Raw genomic sequence first — 16,690 nt, forward strand, 5'->3', positions numbered from 1 at the left:
TCACCGTGCACGACCGGACCGCAGCCCCTTCACCGCCGCCCGCAACCGTCACCCGCGCGGCGCCCGCCGTGCCGCGGCAGTTGCGGCGCTACCTCACGCTCGACGATTTCGAGCCGCAGGCGCGGCGGTTGCTGCCGAAATTCCTCTATGGCTACATCTCGGGCGGCGCCGAGACCGACGCAGCACGGACCGACAATCGCAGGGCGTTCGACGAATATGGCTTCGTGCCGCGCGTGCTGAACGACGTCTCCGGCCGCGATCAGACCACGACGCTGTTTGGCAAGTCCTACGCCTCGCCGTTCGGGATTCCGCCGATGGGGTCCTCGGCGCTGTGCGCCTATCGCGGCGATATCGTGCTGACCCGCGCCGCGGCCGCCGCCAATGTCCCGATGATCCTGTCGGCCTCGTCGCTGATTACGCTCGAGGACGTTCGCGCCGCCAACCCGCAGGCCTGGTACCAGGCCTATCTGGCCGGCCTCCCCGAGCGGATCGAACCGCTGGTCGACCGCGTCGCGGCGGCCGGCTACGATACCTTCGTCGTCACTGCCGACGTGCCGGTGCCGCCGAACCGCGAGAACAACATCCGCAACGGCTTCCAGGTGCCGCTCGAAATCACCCCGCGGGTGTTCTGGGACACCATCACCCATCCCGACTGGCTGCTGAACACCTGGGCACGCACCGTGCTCAACCATGGCATGCCGCATTTCGAGAACATGGACGCCAAGCAAGGCCCGCCGGTGCTGTCCAAGAACCTGATGCGCAATATCGGCAGCCGCGACCAGCTCGCCTGGAAGCATGTCGAGCTGATCCGCAAGCGCTGGAGCGGCAAGCTCGTGGTCAAGGGACTGATCTCGCCGGAAGACGCGCGACTGGCACGCGAGCACGGTTGCGACGGCGTGATGGTCTCCAACCATGGCGGCCGCCAGCTTGACTACACCGTCTCTGGCCTTCGCACGCTGCCGGAGATCGCGGCGCAGAAGGGCAACATGACGGTGATGATGGACGGCGGCATCCGCCGCGGCACCGACGTGATCAAGGCGCTCGCGCTGGGGGCCGATTTCGTCTGGGTCGGCCGCCCGTTCCTGTACGCCGCCGTGGTCGCCGGCGAGGCCGGCGTGTCGCGCGCGATCTCGCTGCTGCATGCCGAGATCGACCGCGACCTCGCGCTGCTCGGCATCCGCAGCCTGAAGGAGATCACGCCCGACCTGGTGCGGAAGTTTTAGAGAGGATTACATCGGCGACGGGACGACTGTGCGTCGCCGGGATATGTGCGGTGATGGTGGAGTAACTCGCCACCGCGGGCGCGCACGGTCAAAATATCGAAAACAACCCCATGCAAAGGGTTGACGGCCACCCGGCGCCTGACGAGGCAGCTTGACCCGACGGGCAACTCAGGATTATATTTCCAATATTCCGAAATCGTGCAAGCACCCTCGCCCGCGGGGCTGTCGCGCATACCGCGAGCGGGAGAAGCAATGAACGCTCAGGCATAGCGCGCCGCACCCATGCACAGCGCGGTGATGGTAAGCAGCGTGGCAGCGATGCGATGCGCGACCGCCAGTCGCGAACGTCCGGCTGAATGATCGCCCGCTCCGTTGCGCATCTGCCTGATGGCACCGCCGCCGACGATGATCTGCACGGCGATCGCCGCCAGCGCGGCGATCGCGCCGCCGGCAAGGATCTGCTCGGACAGCCCGAAGGAGCCCTCATGAACCAGTTGCCACAGCGTCGCGCCGGTCACGATCGCGACTGTCGCGGCGCCGATTTGCGGAACCAGCAGCTTCTCGCCGCCGAGGCCGCCGGTGCGCGCCAAAGTGAAGCTGGAGCCAGCCCAAAACACCGATGACAGGACGTGAAGAGACAGGGCTATGATGAGGATGCTCTGCATGATGTTGCTCCAAACCGGTATCGGAAATTAGATATACATAATGTATAGTCAATATGACCAAAGCAAGGCAAACCGATGCCGCCGCGCAGCTATGTGAGCCCGGCGCGCAGCGCCGCGGCGACCGAGACCCGCGAGCGCGTGATCGAGGCGGCCTCGCGCGCGCTACGCGAAGGCGAAAGCATTGCGCGTTTCTCGCTGGACACGGTGGCGAAGGCGGCCGGCGTGACCCGGCTCACCGTCTACAACCAGTTCGGCTCGCGGCGCGGGCTGCTCGAGGCCGTGTTCGACGAGATCGCCCGTCACGGCGGACTACATCAGCTCCCCGACGCCATGACGATGGCCGATCCGCGCGCCGGACTCGACCGCATTGTCGAGATCTTCTGCGGCTTCTGGAGCCGCGATCCCGCGGTCGGCCGGCTGCATGACGCGATGGCGACCGATCCCGAATTCGCCGAGGCCCTGCGCGAGCGCAACGAACGCCGCCGCCGCGGCGTCGCGGCATTGATCGGCCGTATCGCGTGCAAGACTGCATCGCAGCAGGCCCGCAAGGACGCCATCGACCTGATCTTCACACTGACGGATTATCCGACCTTCGCCTCGCTGAGCGCGGGCCGGTCGCGGGACGAGGTCTGCCGCGTCGTACAGGCGGCCTGCCACGCGGCGCTTGTGCCGCTGTCGCCCTCAAACCCGTCATCCTGAGCATGGTCCATCAGCGGTCATTGCGAGGAGCGATGGCGACGAAGCAATCCATCGCTCCGCATACGCGGTAAGTGGATTGCTTCGCTCCGCTCGCAATGACGCGGGGAGAACCGCGGTCGACCTCACCCCAGCTTGAACTTGCTGTAGGCCTCGCGCGTCGCGATGATGACGTGCTCCTCGCAGCCATTGCGGCGATGCGGGTCGCAGCGGTTCTCGTAATCGGCTGACGTCATCATGTCGATGAAGGCCGCGACGCTCGGATAGTAGACCAGCGCGAGATAGTCCCAGCGCTGGCCGTCCGGCTCGCCGAGCGCAACCGTCTCGGCGTTGCCGGTCCACAACAGCGTGCCGCCGCGCGCCTTGATCATCGGGACCGTGAGCGCGCTGTAGCGCAGATAGGCATCCCAGCCCGAACCGTCGCCGTCGGCCGAGCGCTGCCGAAATCGCATCAGGTTGACCATCACGACCGGCGCCTGCCGATCCAGCTCGTTCAGGCCTTTGACGTTCAAGAGATCGACACCCATCAGCTGCTGCCCCATTCCGGAATAATACGGTCGCTTCGGTCCGGCCACTTCGGTCCGGCCGCAACGATTATGTCACATCGCCGGACTAGCCTGAAATATCGCCGGGCCGTAAGCTCGCGTCAGCTCTCGGAGGTCAAGGCCGTGATGACCCTTCCCGAACTTGCGGCCGACGCGCTCGGCAAATTCCTCGGCGAGTACATGCAGCGCCGGTTCGGCTCTTCACAGACCCAGTTGGTGGAGATGGTGCCATCGATCGCGCGGATCGCGCTCGAATGCATCGGCAACAGCGACGCGCTCTATCACAATGTCGAGCACACCATGCTGGTGACGCTCGCCGGCCACGCCATCCTGCGCGGCCGCGCGCTGCATTCGCACATGAGCGCCGAGGACTATGCGCATGTCATCATCGCCTGCCTCACCCACGACATCGGCTATGTGCGCGGGCTGTTCGACGCCGACGACCAGGACGGTTATCTGGTCAATGCCGAAGGTCGCAAGGTGATCCTACCGCGCGGCGCGTCGGATGCGGCGCTGATGTCCTATCACGTCGACCGCTCCAAGATCTTCGTGATGGAGCGGCTCAAGGGCGTCGCCCAGCTCGACAGGGATCGTATCGCGCGCGCCATCGAGGGCACGCGCTTTCCGCTCAGCGCCCCCGAGGCGGACGGCGATCTCGGCGAAGAGGCCACCTTGCTGCGCGCCGCCGACCTGATCGGCCAGCTCGGCGATCCGCACTACATCCGCAAGGCCAACGCGCTGTACATCGAATTCGAGGAGGCCGGGCTGAACCGCCAGCTCGGCTACGATTCGCCCGCCGACCTCGTCGACCTCTATCCGCGCTTCTACTGGGACAGCGTCGCGCCGCATGTGCAAGCCGCGATCCGCCACCTCAACATCACCTCCAGCGGGCGGCAATGGATCGCCAATCTCTACAGCAACGTGTTTCGCGCCGAACGCGATATCTCGCTGTCGGGGCCGCAGAAATAGGCATCGTGCCAGTGCGTCCGGCCCTACGCAAAACTATCCCCGTCATCCTGAGGAGCGCGTAGCGCGTCTCGAAGGATGCACGGCCCGGCCGGTGGCCGTCGCCCCTTCGAGACGCGCGTACCGCGCTCCTCAGGGTGACGGTGACAATTCTTACTCGTGGCAGGATGACGTCTCGGGCGGGTGGCTTCGGCGATATATCGCGCTGCCGGCACGCATGGCTCCAATCCGCACTTTCGTCTTGTCGCGGCGGTGGATTCGGGCACAACATCAACCAGGTAATGACCGCCTTGCCCGCACCTGCAACAACGCCGCGCCGTTCGCCGCTGCACTGGCTCAACAACCAGCCCTATTTGCTGCTCAGCCTGACGTCGCTGTTCTGGGCCGCCAATATCGTGCTGGCGCGGCATGTCGGCAGCCATGTGCCGCCGGTTACGTTGACCACGATCCGCTGGTTCGGCGTGTTCCTGATCCTGTTGCCGTTCGCCTGGCCGCATCTGAAGCGGGACTGGCCGAAGCTGCGCGGCGCCCTGCCGCTGATGCTGCTGCTGTCGGCGGTCGGTTTCGCCTTCAACAACGCGATCTCCTACTGGGCCATGCAATATACCGAGGCGCTGAACGCGCTGCTGATCCAGTCGGCAGGGCCGCTGTTCGTGGCGCTGTGGTCGCTGATCCTGTTCGGCGTGCGGCTGACTCCGGCGCAGCTTGCCGGCATCGCGATCTCGCTCGCCGGCGTCCTGACCATCATCCTGCGCGGCGATTTCTCGGCGCTCGCCAGCATCTCCTTCAACCGGGGTGACATCATGTTCGGCGCCTCGCTGGTGTCGTTCGGGCTCTATTCGGCGCTGATCCCGCGGCGGCCGAAGATCCATCAGCTCTCGCTGATCTCGTTCACCACCTGCTGCGGCGCGTTGATGTTGCTGCCGGTGGCGATCTGGGAATTCGCCAATGGCGTGACGCTGAAGCTCGACCTGCTGACCTTCGCCACGCTGGGCTACACGCTGATCTTCCCGTCGACGCTGGCCTATCTGTTCTTCAACCGCGGCGTCGCGCTGATCGGCCCGAACCGCGCGGCGCCGTTCTTCCATCTGGTGCCGGTGTTCGGCTCGGCGATGGCGATCCTGCTGCTCGGTGAAACCCTCGCGCCGTTTCATCTGATCGGCTACGCCCTGGTGCTGGCCGGCGTCGTCATCGCCTCGCGGCAGGGGTCGGCGAAAGGACCTGCAAAGAGCTAGCGGCGCCCGGCCGTCACCGCGATCACCGGGTCCCGCTTCCCTCTTTTGGCAGGACTGACAACCGGCAATGCCGTGCGTGGCTGCCTGCTCAGGCTGTCGGTCACGAAATCGATGAAACTCCTCACCTTCGCCGGCACGTGATTACGCGAGGGATAGAAGACGTAGAGCGGGTAGCGCTCGTCGGACCAATCCGGAAACAGCTCGACGAGCGCGCCGCCCTTCAGGTGATCGTCGAGGCCAAGATCAATCACCTGGGCGATGCCAAAGCCGGCCAGGCAGGCGCCCAGCTTGGTGCCGGAATCGGTCACCGTGAGCCGCCCATTGACGGCCACCGGCAACACCTCGCCGCCGCGCCAGAACTCCCAATCGAAGGGCCGTCCGGTCGCCGGGTCGATCGCCAGGATGCATTGATGGGCATCGCTTGCCAGATCAGCCGGATGAGCCGGCCGCCCATGGCGCCTGATGTAAGCGGGAGAAGCGACGGTGAGGACCCGCGCATCGAGAATCCGGCGCGCGATCAGGGCCGACGGCGCCGGCTCGCCGAAGCGCACCGCGAGATCGAAGCCGTCGCTCACGAGGTCCGCGATGCGGTCGCGGGTCTCGATGCGCAACTCCATCTCCGGATTCTGAAGCAAGAACTCGCTCAGTTTCGGCGACAGAACGATACGGGAGAACAGCGGGTCGACATTGACCCGGAGCCGCCCGCGAATGGCACCGCGTGACTTCGAGGTCTCGGCCGCGGCCTCGCCGATCGCGGCCAGATGCTGCGCGACCCGCTCACAGAGCGCACGTCCTTCCTCGGTCAGCTCGACGGCGCGGCTCGTGCGGTGGACCAGCCTCGTGTCGAGACGCGCCTCGAGCTTGGCGATCGCCTTGCTGACACCGGACTGCGTCATGCCAAGCCGCTCGGCGGCTTTGCCGAAACTACGCGCGTTCGCCACGGCCGCGAGGACCACGAGCCCGCCGACGAGCCGACCGTCAACTTCGTCCATGTCGATGCCTCTCAGTCATCGATGAGATGACAGCCCAGTCGTAGCACTCCGCTGCCACATCGGCCACTGTCGGCGCAGATCACCGGTTCGATCCGGTGAGGTCAGCGCCACATCATCGCCCAGGGAGACTCTGCAATGAACGACATCCAGGCCATCGCATCCGCGATCGATGGATATTTCAACCTGATGTATGACGTCGACGACAGCCGGTTTCGCGACGTGTTCGCCGACGCCTGCATCGTGCACGGCATCCGGGACGGCAAGCACACGGTGCGGTCGGCAGCGGAATTCCGCGACTTCATCCAGAGCCGTCCGTCGCCGGCATCGATGAAATCGCCGCGCGAGGAAGCCATCATCAGCATCGACCAGACCGCGCCCGATCTGGCCATCGCCAAGGTGCGCGTCCGGGCCGGCCAAACCGGCTTCGTCGACCATCTCGTGTTTCACCGGATCGACGGCAGATGGCTGATCACCACCAAGGCATTCCATGTCGCGCAGGTCTTCGCGGCGGGATCGTAACCATCCCTCGCCAGGCGCGTGCGGCGATAAGCTGCTCCCACCACGGCTTCCGCGGCCGTGGTGGGCGAGCTAGGTTCCCGCCCGCGGGCCGGCCCAGGCTCGATGCGGGGGGAACGACGATATGATTGCGCGATTGAAACGATGTTGGCGAGCAGTCGCCGCCGCGGCAATGCTCATGCCGCTTTCCGGGATTGCGGCTGCCGAGGCACCTTATCCCACCCGCAACGTCACGCTGGTGCTGCCATTCGCCGCTGGCAGCGGCACCGACACCACGACCCGCCTGATTTCCAAAGAGCTCGGGGTGGCACTCGGCGTCGGCATGGTGATCGACAACCGCGCGGGCGCCAACGGCTCGATCGCGGCGAACTATGTCGCCCGCTCCGCCGCCGACGGCTACACCCTGTTCGTCACCACCAACACCACCCACTCGGCCAATCCGTATCTGCTCAAGATCATGAATTACGATCCGATCAAGGATTTCACGCCGATCGCGCGCACCGGCGACCTGCCCTTCATGCTGGTGATCCATCCGGATATCCCGGCGAACTCGGTCGCCGAGCTGATCGCGCTCGCCAAGAAGGAGCCGGGCAAATACTCCTATGCCAGCGGCTCGTCATCGGCGAGCGTCTCCGGAGCGACCTTCGCCCGCCTCGCCGGCATCGACCTGCTGCATGTGCCCTACAAGAGCTCGCCGCCGGCACTGACGGATGTCATCGCCGGCCGCATCTCGATGATGTTCATCGACGTCCCGACCGGGTTGCCGCACGTCAATGCCAAGGCGCTGAAACCGCTCGCCGTCACCACCAAGCGAAAGTCCGCGCTGCTTCCGGACCTGCCGACGATGGACGACACCGTCAAGGGTTTCGACATCACCTCCTGGCAGGGCTATCTCGGGCCCGCCAACATGCCGAAGGATGTCGTCGCCAGGCTGAATGCGGAGATCCGCAAGATCGTCGAGCGGCCCGACATCAAGAGCCAGCTCGCCGAACGCGGCATGGAAGCATTTTCCGGCACGCCCGAGGAGTTCGATGCCTTCCTCAAGGAGCAGCTCGTGCTGTGGGAAAGGCTGATCGCCGACGCCGGGATCGAGAAGCAGTAGACGGATCGAAACGCGAATGCCCGGGCCAGGCCCGGGCATCATGACGGTTTCGATTGATCGCGCCGGCGTTACGCCGCGCGCACCTTCTCCAGGAATTCGTCCACCGCATTGCGCAGCATGCCGGACTGGGTGTCGAGCTCGCGCGCATTCGACAGCACGTCGCCGGCCGCGGTGCCGGTGGCGGCCGCCGCGGTGGTGACGCCGCCGATATGGGCGGAGATCTCGCTGGAGCCGGCCGCGACCTGCTGGATGTTGCGGGCGATTTCGCGCGTCGCATCGCCCTGCTGGTCGATCGCGGTCGAGATCGAGGCGGTGATCTCGCTCATCTGCGCGATCGTCGTGGTGATGCCGCCGATCGAGGTCACGGCCTCGCCGGTGGAGGCCTGCATCGCGGCGACCTGTGCCGAAATCTCCTCGGTGGCCTTCGCGGTCTGGTTGGCCAGCGCCTTCACCTCGGATGCGACCACCGCGAAGCCGCGGCCGGATTCGCCGGCGCGCGCCGCCTCGATGGTGGCGTTGAGCGCCAGCAGGTTGGTCTGAGCCGCGATCGAGTGGATCAGCTTGACCACCTCGCCGATCTTCTCGGCGCCGGTGGACAGCGCCTGCACGGTCGCATTGGTTCGCTCGGCATCGGCCACGGCCTGGCTTGCGACCTCGCTGGAACGCGCCACCTGGCGGGCGATCTCGGCAACCGAGCTCGACAGCTCCTCGGCCGCCGCGGCGACGGTGCCGACATTGTTGGAAGCGCTGTCTGAGGCGGCGCCGACGGTCGCGGCGCGTGCGCTGGCATCGCTCGCGGTCGCGGTCATCGACTGCGCCGTGGTCTGCATGCCGGCGGCGGCGGACGCCACGGTGCGGACGATGCCGTTCACGCTGCGCTCGAAGTCGCTCGCAAGGTCCTGCATCGCGTTGCGGCGCTCGGATGCGGCACGGGCCTGCGTTTCGGCCTCGGCCTGCTCGAGCCCGCGGATGCGGATCGCATTGTCCTTGAAGATCTGCACGGTCGCCGCCATGCCGCCGACCTCGTCGCCGCGGCCGACCCCCGGGATGTCGCCGTCGAGCTTGCCGTCGGCGATGTCGCGCATGCGCGCGCCGAGCAGATTGAGCGGTCGGGAGATGCTGCGGCCGATCAGCCATGCCACCGAGCTCGACACGATGCCGATGCCGAGGGTCGCAAGGCCGAGCAGCCATGCGATCGGCCGCATCTTGGCGTCGATGTCGTCGAGATAGGCGCCGGTGCCGACATACATGTCGAAGCCGGGAACCGCGACGGCATAGCCGAGCTTGCGGATCGGCGTCTCCTGGCCGGGCTTCACGTAATCATAGAACAGCAGGATCTCGCCATTGGCCTTCACGCCGTTCATCAACTCCCACGACAGCTTGCGGCCATTGGTCACGACATCCATCCGGTTGGTTCCGACCTGCTTCGGATCCGGCGCCAGCACCGTGATGCCATTGTAATCCGTGCCGAACAGGTAGCCGGCCCCGTTGTCGTAAGTCATCGCGTTGGCGCGCTTGCCGAACTCGGCGAGCGCGGCCTCCTTGGTCATCTTGCCGGCGTCGACTTCCTTCTTGAGGCTTGCCGCCATGTTCTTCGCCATCTCGACGATGGCCTTGGCCTGGTCGATGCGCGAATTCGTCATCTCACGCTGCATCAGGTGACCGGCGAGGATGCCGGCCGCGCACAGGCCAAGGAGGGTCACCCCCACCAGAATGCCGAGCTTGGGGGTGATCTTCAGATTTGACAGCTTCACGGGGATCTCCAGGAGAGGCGGGGAACGCGACGCGATTGGCGGATTGATTCCGCTCACCGTAATGTGAGACCCTTTACCTGATGGTTACGGAGGTTCCCCGTAGAAGCCCGGAGAATCGGGCCCCGGACCGACCGGCAATTGTGGGGAGGACAGCTCAGCCCGCGTACAAATACAGGGAAAAGCGGCGATGCGAGCCGCGCTCCCGCAAGCAACAAGATCAAGAAACAAACCAGCAAGAAACAAACCAGCAAGAAGCAAGAACAGAAGCCTCACATCGGGAGCAGACAATGTCGAAATTCAGAGTGGTCACGCCGAAGGGCGCGAGCTTCACGGTCGCCGGCGGCGGCTATGACTACGAGCGCGAGGCGCTCGATCCGATCGGCGCCGAGATCGTCGAAGCGCCGGCCAACGAGGCCGAATTCATCGCTGCGGCCCGCACCGCGGACGCGATCTACGCCAAGGGCATGCCGATCACCAAGGCCGTCATAGACGCGCTGGAGAACTGCAAGGTGATCACGCTCGGCAGCGTCGGCGTCGACTCGGTCGACGTCAAGGCGGCGACCGCTCGCGGCATCCCCGTCACCAACATCCCCGATACCTTCATCGAGGAGGTCGCCGACCACGCCATGATGTTGCTGCTCGCAGGCTTCCGCCGCCTGATCGAGCAGGACAAGATGGTGCGCACCGGCCGCTGGGCCGAAGGCCGCCCGGCGCTCTTGAAGATTCCGCGGCTGATGGGCCAGACGCTCGGCTTCATCTCGTTCGGCCGGGTCGCCCGCGCGGTCGCCAAGCGCGCCGCGCCGTTCGGCCTCAGGATGATGGCCTACGATCCCTTCATCCAGGAAACGCTGATGTACGACCATGGCGTGATCCCCTCGACGCTGTCGGAGGTGCTGGCGCAATCCGATTTCGTCTCGATGCATGCCCCGGCGCGGCCCGAAGTGCACCACATGCTGACCGAGAAGCATTTTCGTCAGATGAAAAAATCGGCAGTCTTCATCAACACCGGCCGCGGCGCCACCGTCGACGAGGAATCGCTGATCAAGGCGCTGCAAGAGGGCTGGATCGCCCACGCCGCGCTCGACGTGCTGGAGAAGGAACCGCCGTCGCACAACAACCCGATGCTCGGGATGGACAATGTTACCTTGACCGCCCACGTCGCCTCGGCATCGGCACGTTTTGACGAGGCGCGCAAGCGTCGCGTGGGCTACGAATTGTCACTAGTGCTGCAAGGCATGTGGCCGGTAAGCTGCGTCAACCCGTCGGTGCTGCAAAACACCGCGTTGCGCCGCTGGCAGCCTGTCAGCATGGATCGCGGTCCGAACAGCTAGACGGCAGCGCGCTTCACGCGAAGGCCCGTCTCGCTGACGAGATGGGTCCTTCGCGCGGCGGGTGCACCGAGACGACAAGGCCTTCACCGGCGACCAACGCCGGGAAGGAACGATAAGAACAGACAAAGCAGGGAGTGCAAACGACATGACGTATGAGGTCACGCGTCGCGACGCGCTGGCGCTGGGAGCTTCCGCGGCGGCGCTGGCAATCACCGGTGCTTCGGCGCAGGACGCGTCGAAGGTCAAAGCGGCCGACGTCGCGGCGCCGTCGCTGCCGATCGAGAAGGGCGCGACCCTGCGCATGCTGCGGCCGGTGCGCTTCGTCCAGGCCGACGAGGACGTGTTCCGCGCCAATGCCAAGAAATTCACCGACAAGACCGGCGTCGAGATCAAGGTCGACTTCGTCGGCTGGGAGGACATCAACCAGCAGACCGCGGTGACCTCGAACTCCGGCGCAGGTCCCGACATCATCATCGGCTTCGGCGATGCGCCGCACATCTATATCGACAAGCTGATCGAGCTGACCGACGTCGCCGATTATCTCGACAAGCGCTACGGCGGCTGGCTCGCGCTCGCAAAACGCTATGGCATGCGCTCGAAATCGAAGAGCTGGATCGGCCTGCCGTTCGGCGCCTCCGGCGGCCCGCTGGTGTACCGCAAGTCGCTGGTCAATGCGGCCGGCTTCGACAAGGTGCCGGAAGACCATGCCGGCATCCTCGAACTCTACAAGAAGCTGAAGGCGGCCGGCAAGCCGGCGGGCTTTGCCCTCGGCAACGCCGTCGGCGACGGCAATGGCTTCGCCAACTGGCTGTTGTGGTCGCACAACGCCGCGCTGCTGGACGAGGAAGGCAATATCATCATCAACAGCAAGGAGACGATCGCCGCGCTGAAATACCTGAAGGAGCTCTATCCGACCTTCATCGCCGGCACGCCGTCGTGGAACGACGTCTCCAACAACCGCGCCTACTCGTCGCAGGAGATCGGCCTGACCGCCAATGGCGTTTCGCTGTACTTCTCGCTGAAGAACGATCCCGCGACCAAGGCGATCGCCGACGACACCGAGCATCAGCTCCTGCCCAAGGGGCTGGCATCGACCTCGCCGATGTCGGGCCTGACCCTGAATGCGATGGTGTTCAAGCACAGCGCCTATCCCAATGCGGCGAAGGCGTTCCTGCAATTCATGCTGGAGAAGGAGCAGTACGAGCCGTGGCTCAACGCCAATTCCGGCTACTGGTCGCAACCACTCGCCGCCTATGCCGACGCTGCGGTGTGGTCGGGCGATCCCAAGGTCGCGATCTTCAAGGACACCATGAGGAGCCCCTACTACAACGGCTACAAGGGGCCGATCTCGACCGCGACCGGCGCCGTCAACGCCGACTACGTGCTGGTGCAGATGTGCGCCTCGGTCGCGACCGACGCGGCCACGCCCGAGGCAGCCGCCGCGGAGGCCGAGCAACGCGCCAAGCGGTACTTCCGGCGGCAGAACCGGTAACGGCGATCATTGAACTGCGAAACTCAAATCAGCCGTCGTTGCGAGCGAAGCGAAGCAATCCATAGCGCCATAGACGAGAGCTGGATTGCTTCGTCGCTTCGTTCCTCGCAATGACGAGAAGACGAGCATTCAATGTCTGTCACGACCCTCCCATCGCGCGGCGCGGCGCTCCGGCAACCGGGCTGGCTCGCGCGCCTGTTCGACTACAAGCCGTTCCTGATCGTGATGTGCCTTGCACCGGCGATCGGCCTGCTGCTGGTATTCCTCACCTATCCGCTCGGCCTCGGCATCTGGCTCGCCTTCACCGACACCACGATCGGCCAGCGCGGCGTCTATATCGGGCTCGAGAACTTCCAGTACCTGCTCAAGGATCCGCTGTGGTGGAATGCGGTGTTCTACTCGGTGTTCTACACCGCGGTCGCGACCTTCGGAAAGTTCGCGCTCGGCTTCTGGCTGGCGCTGCTGCTCAACAACCATTTCCCGTTCAAGAGCCTGGTCCGCGCCATCGTGCTGCTGCCGTGGATCGTGCCGACGGTGCTGTCCGCGCTGGCGTTCTGGTGGATCTACGATCCGCAATTCTCGATCATCTCCTATCTCCTGGTCGACGTGCTGCATTTGCGCGACAGCAATGTCGATTTCCTCGGCTCGCCCTGGCCGGCACGGTTCTCGCTGATCGCGGCCAATATCTGGCGCGGCATCCCGTTCGTCGCGATCTCGCTGCTGGCCGGACTGCAAACCATCTCGCCCTCGCTCTATGAGGCAGCGATGCTCGACGGCGCCACCGCCTGGCAGCGCTTCCGCTACATCACCTTCCCGATGATGATGCCGATTCTCGCGATCGTGATGACGTTCTCGATCATCTTCACCTTCACCGATTTCCAGCTGGTCTACGCCATCACCCGCGGCGGCCCGGTCAACTCGACGCATCTCTTGGCGACGCTGGCGTTCCAGCGCGGCATCGCCGGCGGCGAGCTCGGCGAAGGTGCGGCGATCGCGGTCTCGATGATCCCGTTCCTGGTGTTCGCGACCTTGTTCAGCTATTTCGGCCTCGCGCGACGCAAATGGCAGCAGGGAGAAGCCAATGACTGACGTCGCAGCCTCCAACGTCGCCCGTGCCGCGCCGGACACGATGTCGTGGGATTCCGGCGCCCGGCGCATGGTGATGATCTATCTGCCGCTCGCCTGCTTCATCCTGATCCTGCTGTTTCCGTTCTACTGGATGGCGATCACGTCGTTCAAGCCGAACGCGGAGCTGCTGAATTACAAGGAGCACAACCCGTTCTGGATCACCTCGCCGACGCTCGCGCATGTCAAGCACCTGCTGTTCGACACCGAGTATCCGCGCTGGCTGAAGACCACCATGATGGTCGCGATCGGCTCGACCTTCCTGTCGCTGTTCGCCTCGACGCTCGCCGCCTATGCGATCGAGCGGCTGCGCTTCCGCGGCAGCCCCTATGTCGGGCTCGGCATCTACCTCGCCTATCTGGTGCCGCCGTCGATCCTGTTCATTCCGCTCGCCACCGTGATCGTGCAGTTCGGCCTGTTCGATTCGCCGCTGGCATTGATCCTGGTCTATCCGACCTTCCTGGTGCCGTTCTGCACCTGGCTCCTGATCGGCTATTTCAAGTCGATCCCCTACGAGCTCGAGGAATGCGCGCTGGTCGACGGCGCGACCCGGTTGCAGATCCTGTGGCGGATCACGCTGCCGCTGGCGGTGCCTGGCCTGATCTCGGCCGGCATCTTCTCCTTCACGCTGTCCTGGAACGAGTTCATCTATGCGCTCGCCTTCATCCAGAGCGGCGCCAACAAGACGGTGCCGGTCGCGATCCTGACCGAGCTCGTCACCGGCGACGTCTACCAATGGGGCGCGCTGATGGCCGGCTCGCTGCTCGGCTCGCTGCCGGTCGCGCTGTTCTACTCGCTGTTCGTCGACTATTACGTGTCGTCGCTGACCGGCGCGGTGAAGGAGTAGGTAGGCTTCGGCACGAAACAACCTCACTCCATCTCCGTCACCCTGAGGAGCGCGAAGCGCGTCTCGAAGGGTCGACGGCCACCAGCCGGGCCGTGCATCCTTCGAGGCTCGCAAGGGCTCGCGCCTCAGGATGACGGGGATGGACTTAGCAGCTCAGACGTCATCGCGGCACGAACGCGACCGGCACGGAGAAGCCCATCGAGCCCTGCGTGACCTCGGGAGGAAACGCCGGGAACGGCTGGGCCTGGCGGATCATCGCCAGCGCCCGCGCGTCGAAGGTCGGATTGCCGGAGGAGCCGCCGAGATGGCTCGACAGCACCTGCCCGCCGCGGCCGAGCGTGAACACCAGCCGGACCACGCCGCGCTGGCCGTTGCCGCCGGCTGGATAAGAATGGAAGCGCAACAGATGCGCGCGGACCCGCGCGTTGTAGGCCGCGATCGCCGATGCCGCGGCACCCGCGCTGATCGCGGACGCCGCCGGCGCCTGACGCTCGGCACGGCTCGGCGCACTGGCGCGCGGAGCCGGTGTCGCCTCGGAGGGCTTCTTCGCGTCCCGACGCACCACCTTCGGCTTGACGGGCTCGGTCTTGTGCTCAGGCACGACCTTGGTGGGCTCTGGTTTCGGCGGCGTGACCTGCGGCTTCTGCTCCGGCGGCGCGGCGACCTCGGCCTTTTCCTGCAACGGCGTCGGCGCGATCTCCTCGTGCACGGCCTGCGCGGCGGCAGGCTCGGGCGGCGCGGCATCGGCCTCCTGCATCGCAGGGCCCGGCGGCAGCTCGGTCTTGGAAATCTCCGGCGCTGACGTGATCGGCGTCAGGTCGACCAGCACCGCCGGCACTGCGACGCCCGGCGGCGGCAACGCGACCCAGCTCATGCCGAGCGCGATCATCGCCGCGTGCGCCGCCAGGATCGCGGCCGCCGCCAGACCCCAGCGTCTCAGCCAGATGTCACCGCGGGAATCATGCAGCGCATAGGCATTCATCTTGATCAACTTCGTCCGTCGAGGCCGACCAGCGCCACCTTGAGGTAGCCGGCGTTACGCAAGAGGTTCATCACCTCCATCAGGTCGCCGTAACTGACCGCCTTGTCGGCGCGCAGGAAGATGCGTTCGTCCTTCTTGCCTTGCGTGGCGCCGTCGAGCGCCGACGTCAGCGTATCGCGCGCGATGACGTCCTCGCCGACCGCGACGGACAGATCCGGCTTCACGGTGACGAACACCGGCTTGTCCGGCCGCGGCTGCGGCTCGGCGGTCGAGGCCGGCAGATCGACGCCGAGATCGACGGTGGCGAGCGGCGCCGCCACCATGAAGATGATCAGCAGCACCAGCATCACGTCGATGAACGGCGTGACGTTGATCTCATGCGCCTCGACAAGGTCGTCGTCGCCGCGACGCCGGCTACCGAACGCACCGCCCGTGCCAAGCTTGACGCCCATCTCTCACTCCGCGGCGCGCGCCAGCCGGAACAGGCTGCGATCGCCTTCGCGGCTCACCAGCAGCATCACCATGACGGAGGCGTCGCCGAGCAGCGCGCGGTAGCCCGCGATCGAGCGGGTCAAATGATTGTAGATCACGACGGCCGGGATCGCGGCAACGAGCCCGAGCGCGGTTGCGAGCAGCGCCTCGGCGATGCCAGGCGCGACCACGGCGAGATTGGTGGTGTGCGCCTCGGAGATGCCGATGAAGGCGTTCATGATGCCCCACACCGTGCCGAACAGGCCGACGAACGGCGCAGTGGCGCCGATCGTCGCGAGCACGCCGGTGCCGCGCGCGATCTGCCGCGACATCGCCGCTTCGACCCGCTCCAGCCGCAGCGCGATGCGTTCCTTGAAGCCGTCGTCGAACATGCCGCGGGAGAGCGTGGCCTCGCGCGAGGCCGACTGGATGATCTGCGCAACGGCATCGTTGCCGTCGCGGCTCGCCAGCTCCACCTCGGCAAGCTGGGTGTCGCGCTCGAGCAGGCCGATGCGCTGCCTGGCCAGCACGGTCTTGCGGCGGATCTCGATGGTCTTGGCGAGCCAGATCGTCCAGGTCACCAGCGAGGCGAAGGCGAGCCCGATCATGACCGCCTTCACGACGATGTCGGCGCTCTCGAACATGCCCCAGGGCGAGAGGTTGCGCGGCAGCAGCGCAGCGTCGGTGGCAGCAAGGCCCGTTCCCGGCGACATGCCGAACCCGGCAGTCGCCGCCATCCAGATCCGCC

General features: G+C 65.7%; 17 protein-coding genes. 10 read left to right on the forward strand and 7 right to left on the reverse strand.

Annotated elements, in window-relative coordinates; translation table 11 throughout:
* Positions 1-68: 68 nt before the first annotated feature.
* Positions 69-1,223 carry an alpha-hydroxy acid oxidase gene (locus B2W55_RS12390; protein WP_024582938.1) on the forward strand — a complete coding sequence of 385 codons (1,155 nt, stop codon included), beginning with the start codon at positions 69-71 and terminating at the stop codon, positions 1,221-1,223.
* 260 nt (positions 1,224-1,483) lie between these two features.
* Here the strand turns inward: B2W55_RS12390 and B2W55_RS12395 are convergent, their stop codons facing one another.
* Positions 1,484-1,888, reverse strand: coding sequence for a hypothetical protein (locus B2W55_RS12395; protein ID WP_024582937.1), 405 nt, complete (start codon positions 1,886-1,888; stop codon positions 1,484-1,486).
* 75 nt (positions 1,889-1,963) lie between these two features.
* Between B2W55_RS12395 and B2W55_RS12400 the strand changes: the two genes are divergently transcribed.
* Positions 1,964-2,587: a TetR/AcrR family transcriptional regulator gene (locus B2W55_RS12400; protein ID WP_024582936.1), complete on the forward strand. Its 624-nt coding sequence runs from the start codon at positions 1,964-1,966 to the stop codon at positions 2,585-2,587.
* A 122-nt stretch (positions 2,588-2,709) separates the two neighbouring features.
* Here B2W55_RS12400 and B2W55_RS12405 read toward each other — a convergent pair whose 3' ends face one another.
* Positions 2,710-3,111, reverse strand: coding sequence for a DUF1330 domain-containing protein (locus B2W55_RS12405; protein ID WP_024582935.1), 402 nt, complete (start codon positions 3,109-3,111; stop codon positions 2,710-2,712).
* A gap of 141 nt (positions 3,112-3,252) precedes the next feature.
* On the opposite strand from B2W55_RS12405, the gene B2W55_RS12410 reads away from it, so the two are divergent.
* Positions 3,253-4,098: a hypothetical protein gene (locus tag B2W55_RS12410; protein ID WP_024582934.1), complete on the forward strand. Its 846-nt coding sequence runs from the start codon at positions 3,253-3,255 to the stop codon at positions 4,096-4,098.
* Between the two features lie 278 nt (positions 4,099-4,376).
* Positions 4,377-5,330, forward strand: coding sequence for a DMT family transporter (locus B2W55_RS12415; protein WP_024582933.1), 954 nt, complete (start codon positions 4,377-4,379; stop codon positions 5,328-5,330).
* Here B2W55_RS12415 and B2W55_RS12420 read toward each other — a convergent pair.
* A complete protein-coding gene (locus B2W55_RS12420; RefSeq protein WP_024582932.1) occupies positions 5,327-6,322 on the reverse strand; it encodes a LysR family transcriptional regulator in 996 nt (331 codons plus the stop codon). The genes B2W55_RS12415 and B2W55_RS12420 overlap by 4 nt on opposite strands.
* 135 nt (positions 6,323-6,457) lie before the next feature.
* Here B2W55_RS12420 and B2W55_RS12425 point away from each other — a divergent pair, with 135 nt between their 5' ends.
* Positions 6,458-6,841 carry a nuclear transport factor 2 family protein gene (locus tag B2W55_RS12425; RefSeq protein ID WP_024582931.1) on the forward strand — a complete coding sequence of 128 codons (384 nt, stop codon included), beginning with the start codon at positions 6,458-6,460 and terminating at the stop codon, positions 6,839-6,841.
* A gap of 121 nt (positions 6,842-6,962) precedes the next feature.
* Positions 6,963-7,940 (forward strand): Bug family tripartite tricarboxylate transporter substrate binding protein, encoded by a 978-nt coding sequence (locus B2W55_RS12430; protein ID WP_024582930.1) that lies wholly within the window; start codon positions 6,963-6,965, stop codon positions 7,938-7,940.
* 68 nt (positions 7,941-8,008) lie between these two features.
* On the opposite strand, the gene B2W55_RS12435 is transcribed toward B2W55_RS12430, so the two are convergent.
* Complete coding sequence (locus B2W55_RS12435; protein WP_024582929.1) at positions 8,009-9,694, reverse strand: methyl-accepting chemotaxis protein; 1,686 nt, start codon at positions 9,692-9,694, stop codon at positions 8,009-8,011.
* 287 nt (positions 9,695-9,981) lie between these two features.
* On the opposite strand from B2W55_RS12435, the gene B2W55_RS12440 reads away from it, so the two are divergent.
* The 4 genes from B2W55_RS12440 (at position 9,982) to B2W55_RS12455 (ending at position 14,489) form a co-directional block, all read left to right on the forward strand.
* Positions 9,982-11,025, forward strand: a complete 1,044-nt coding sequence (locus B2W55_RS12440; protein WP_024582928.1) for a C-terminal binding protein — start codon at positions 9,982-9,984, stop codon at positions 11,023-11,025.
* Positions 11,026-11,170: 145 nt separating this feature from the next.
* On the forward strand, positions 11,171-12,517 hold the full coding sequence (locus B2W55_RS12445) for an ABC transporter substrate-binding protein (protein WP_024582927.1): 1,347 nt from the start codon (positions 11,171-11,173) through the stop codon (positions 12,515-12,517).
* A gap of 132 nt (positions 12,518-12,649) precedes the next feature.
* Positions 12,650-13,606 carry a carbohydrate ABC transporter permease gene (locus B2W55_RS12450; RefSeq protein ID WP_024582926.1) on the forward strand — a complete coding sequence of 319 codons (957 nt, stop codon included), beginning with the start codon at positions 12,650-12,652 and terminating at the stop codon, positions 13,604-13,606.
* A 40-nt stretch (positions 13,607-13,646) separates the two neighbouring features.
* Positions 13,647-14,489: a carbohydrate ABC transporter permease gene (locus B2W55_RS12455; RefSeq protein WP_244442277.1), complete on the forward strand. Its 843-nt coding sequence runs from the start codon at positions 13,647-13,649 to the stop codon at positions 14,487-14,489.
* 160 nt (positions 14,490-14,649) lie between these two features.
* Here B2W55_RS12455 and B2W55_RS12460 read toward each other — a convergent pair whose 3' ends face one another.
* The 3 genes from B2W55_RS12460 to exbB are packed head-to-tail and all read right to left on the reverse strand — an operon-like array spanning position 14,650 to position 16,679.
* Positions 14,650-15,471, reverse strand: coding sequence for an energy transducer TonB family protein (locus B2W55_RS12460; RefSeq protein ID WP_024582924.1), 822 nt, complete (start codon positions 15,469-15,471; stop codon positions 14,650-14,652).
* A 5-nt stretch (positions 15,472-15,476) separates the two neighbouring features.
* A complete protein-coding gene (gene exbD, locus B2W55_RS12465; RefSeq protein WP_024582923.1) occupies positions 15,477-15,923 on the reverse strand; it encodes a TonB system transport protein ExbD in 447 nt (148 codons plus the stop codon).
* A 3-nt stretch (positions 15,924-15,926) separates the two neighbouring features.
* Positions 15,927-16,679: a tonB-system energizer ExbB gene (gene exbB, locus B2W55_RS12470; protein ID WP_043855642.1), complete on the reverse strand. Its 753-nt coding sequence runs from the start codon at positions 16,677-16,679 to the stop codon at positions 15,927-15,929.
* Positions 16,680-16,690 lie beyond the last annotated feature (11 nt).

The sequence above is a fragment of the Bradyrhizobium sp. UBA2491 genome (genome assembly GCF_002341725.1).
Classification (GTDB): domain Bacteria; phylum Pseudomonadota; class Alphaproteobacteria; order Rhizobiales; family Xanthobacteraceae; genus Bradyrhizobium.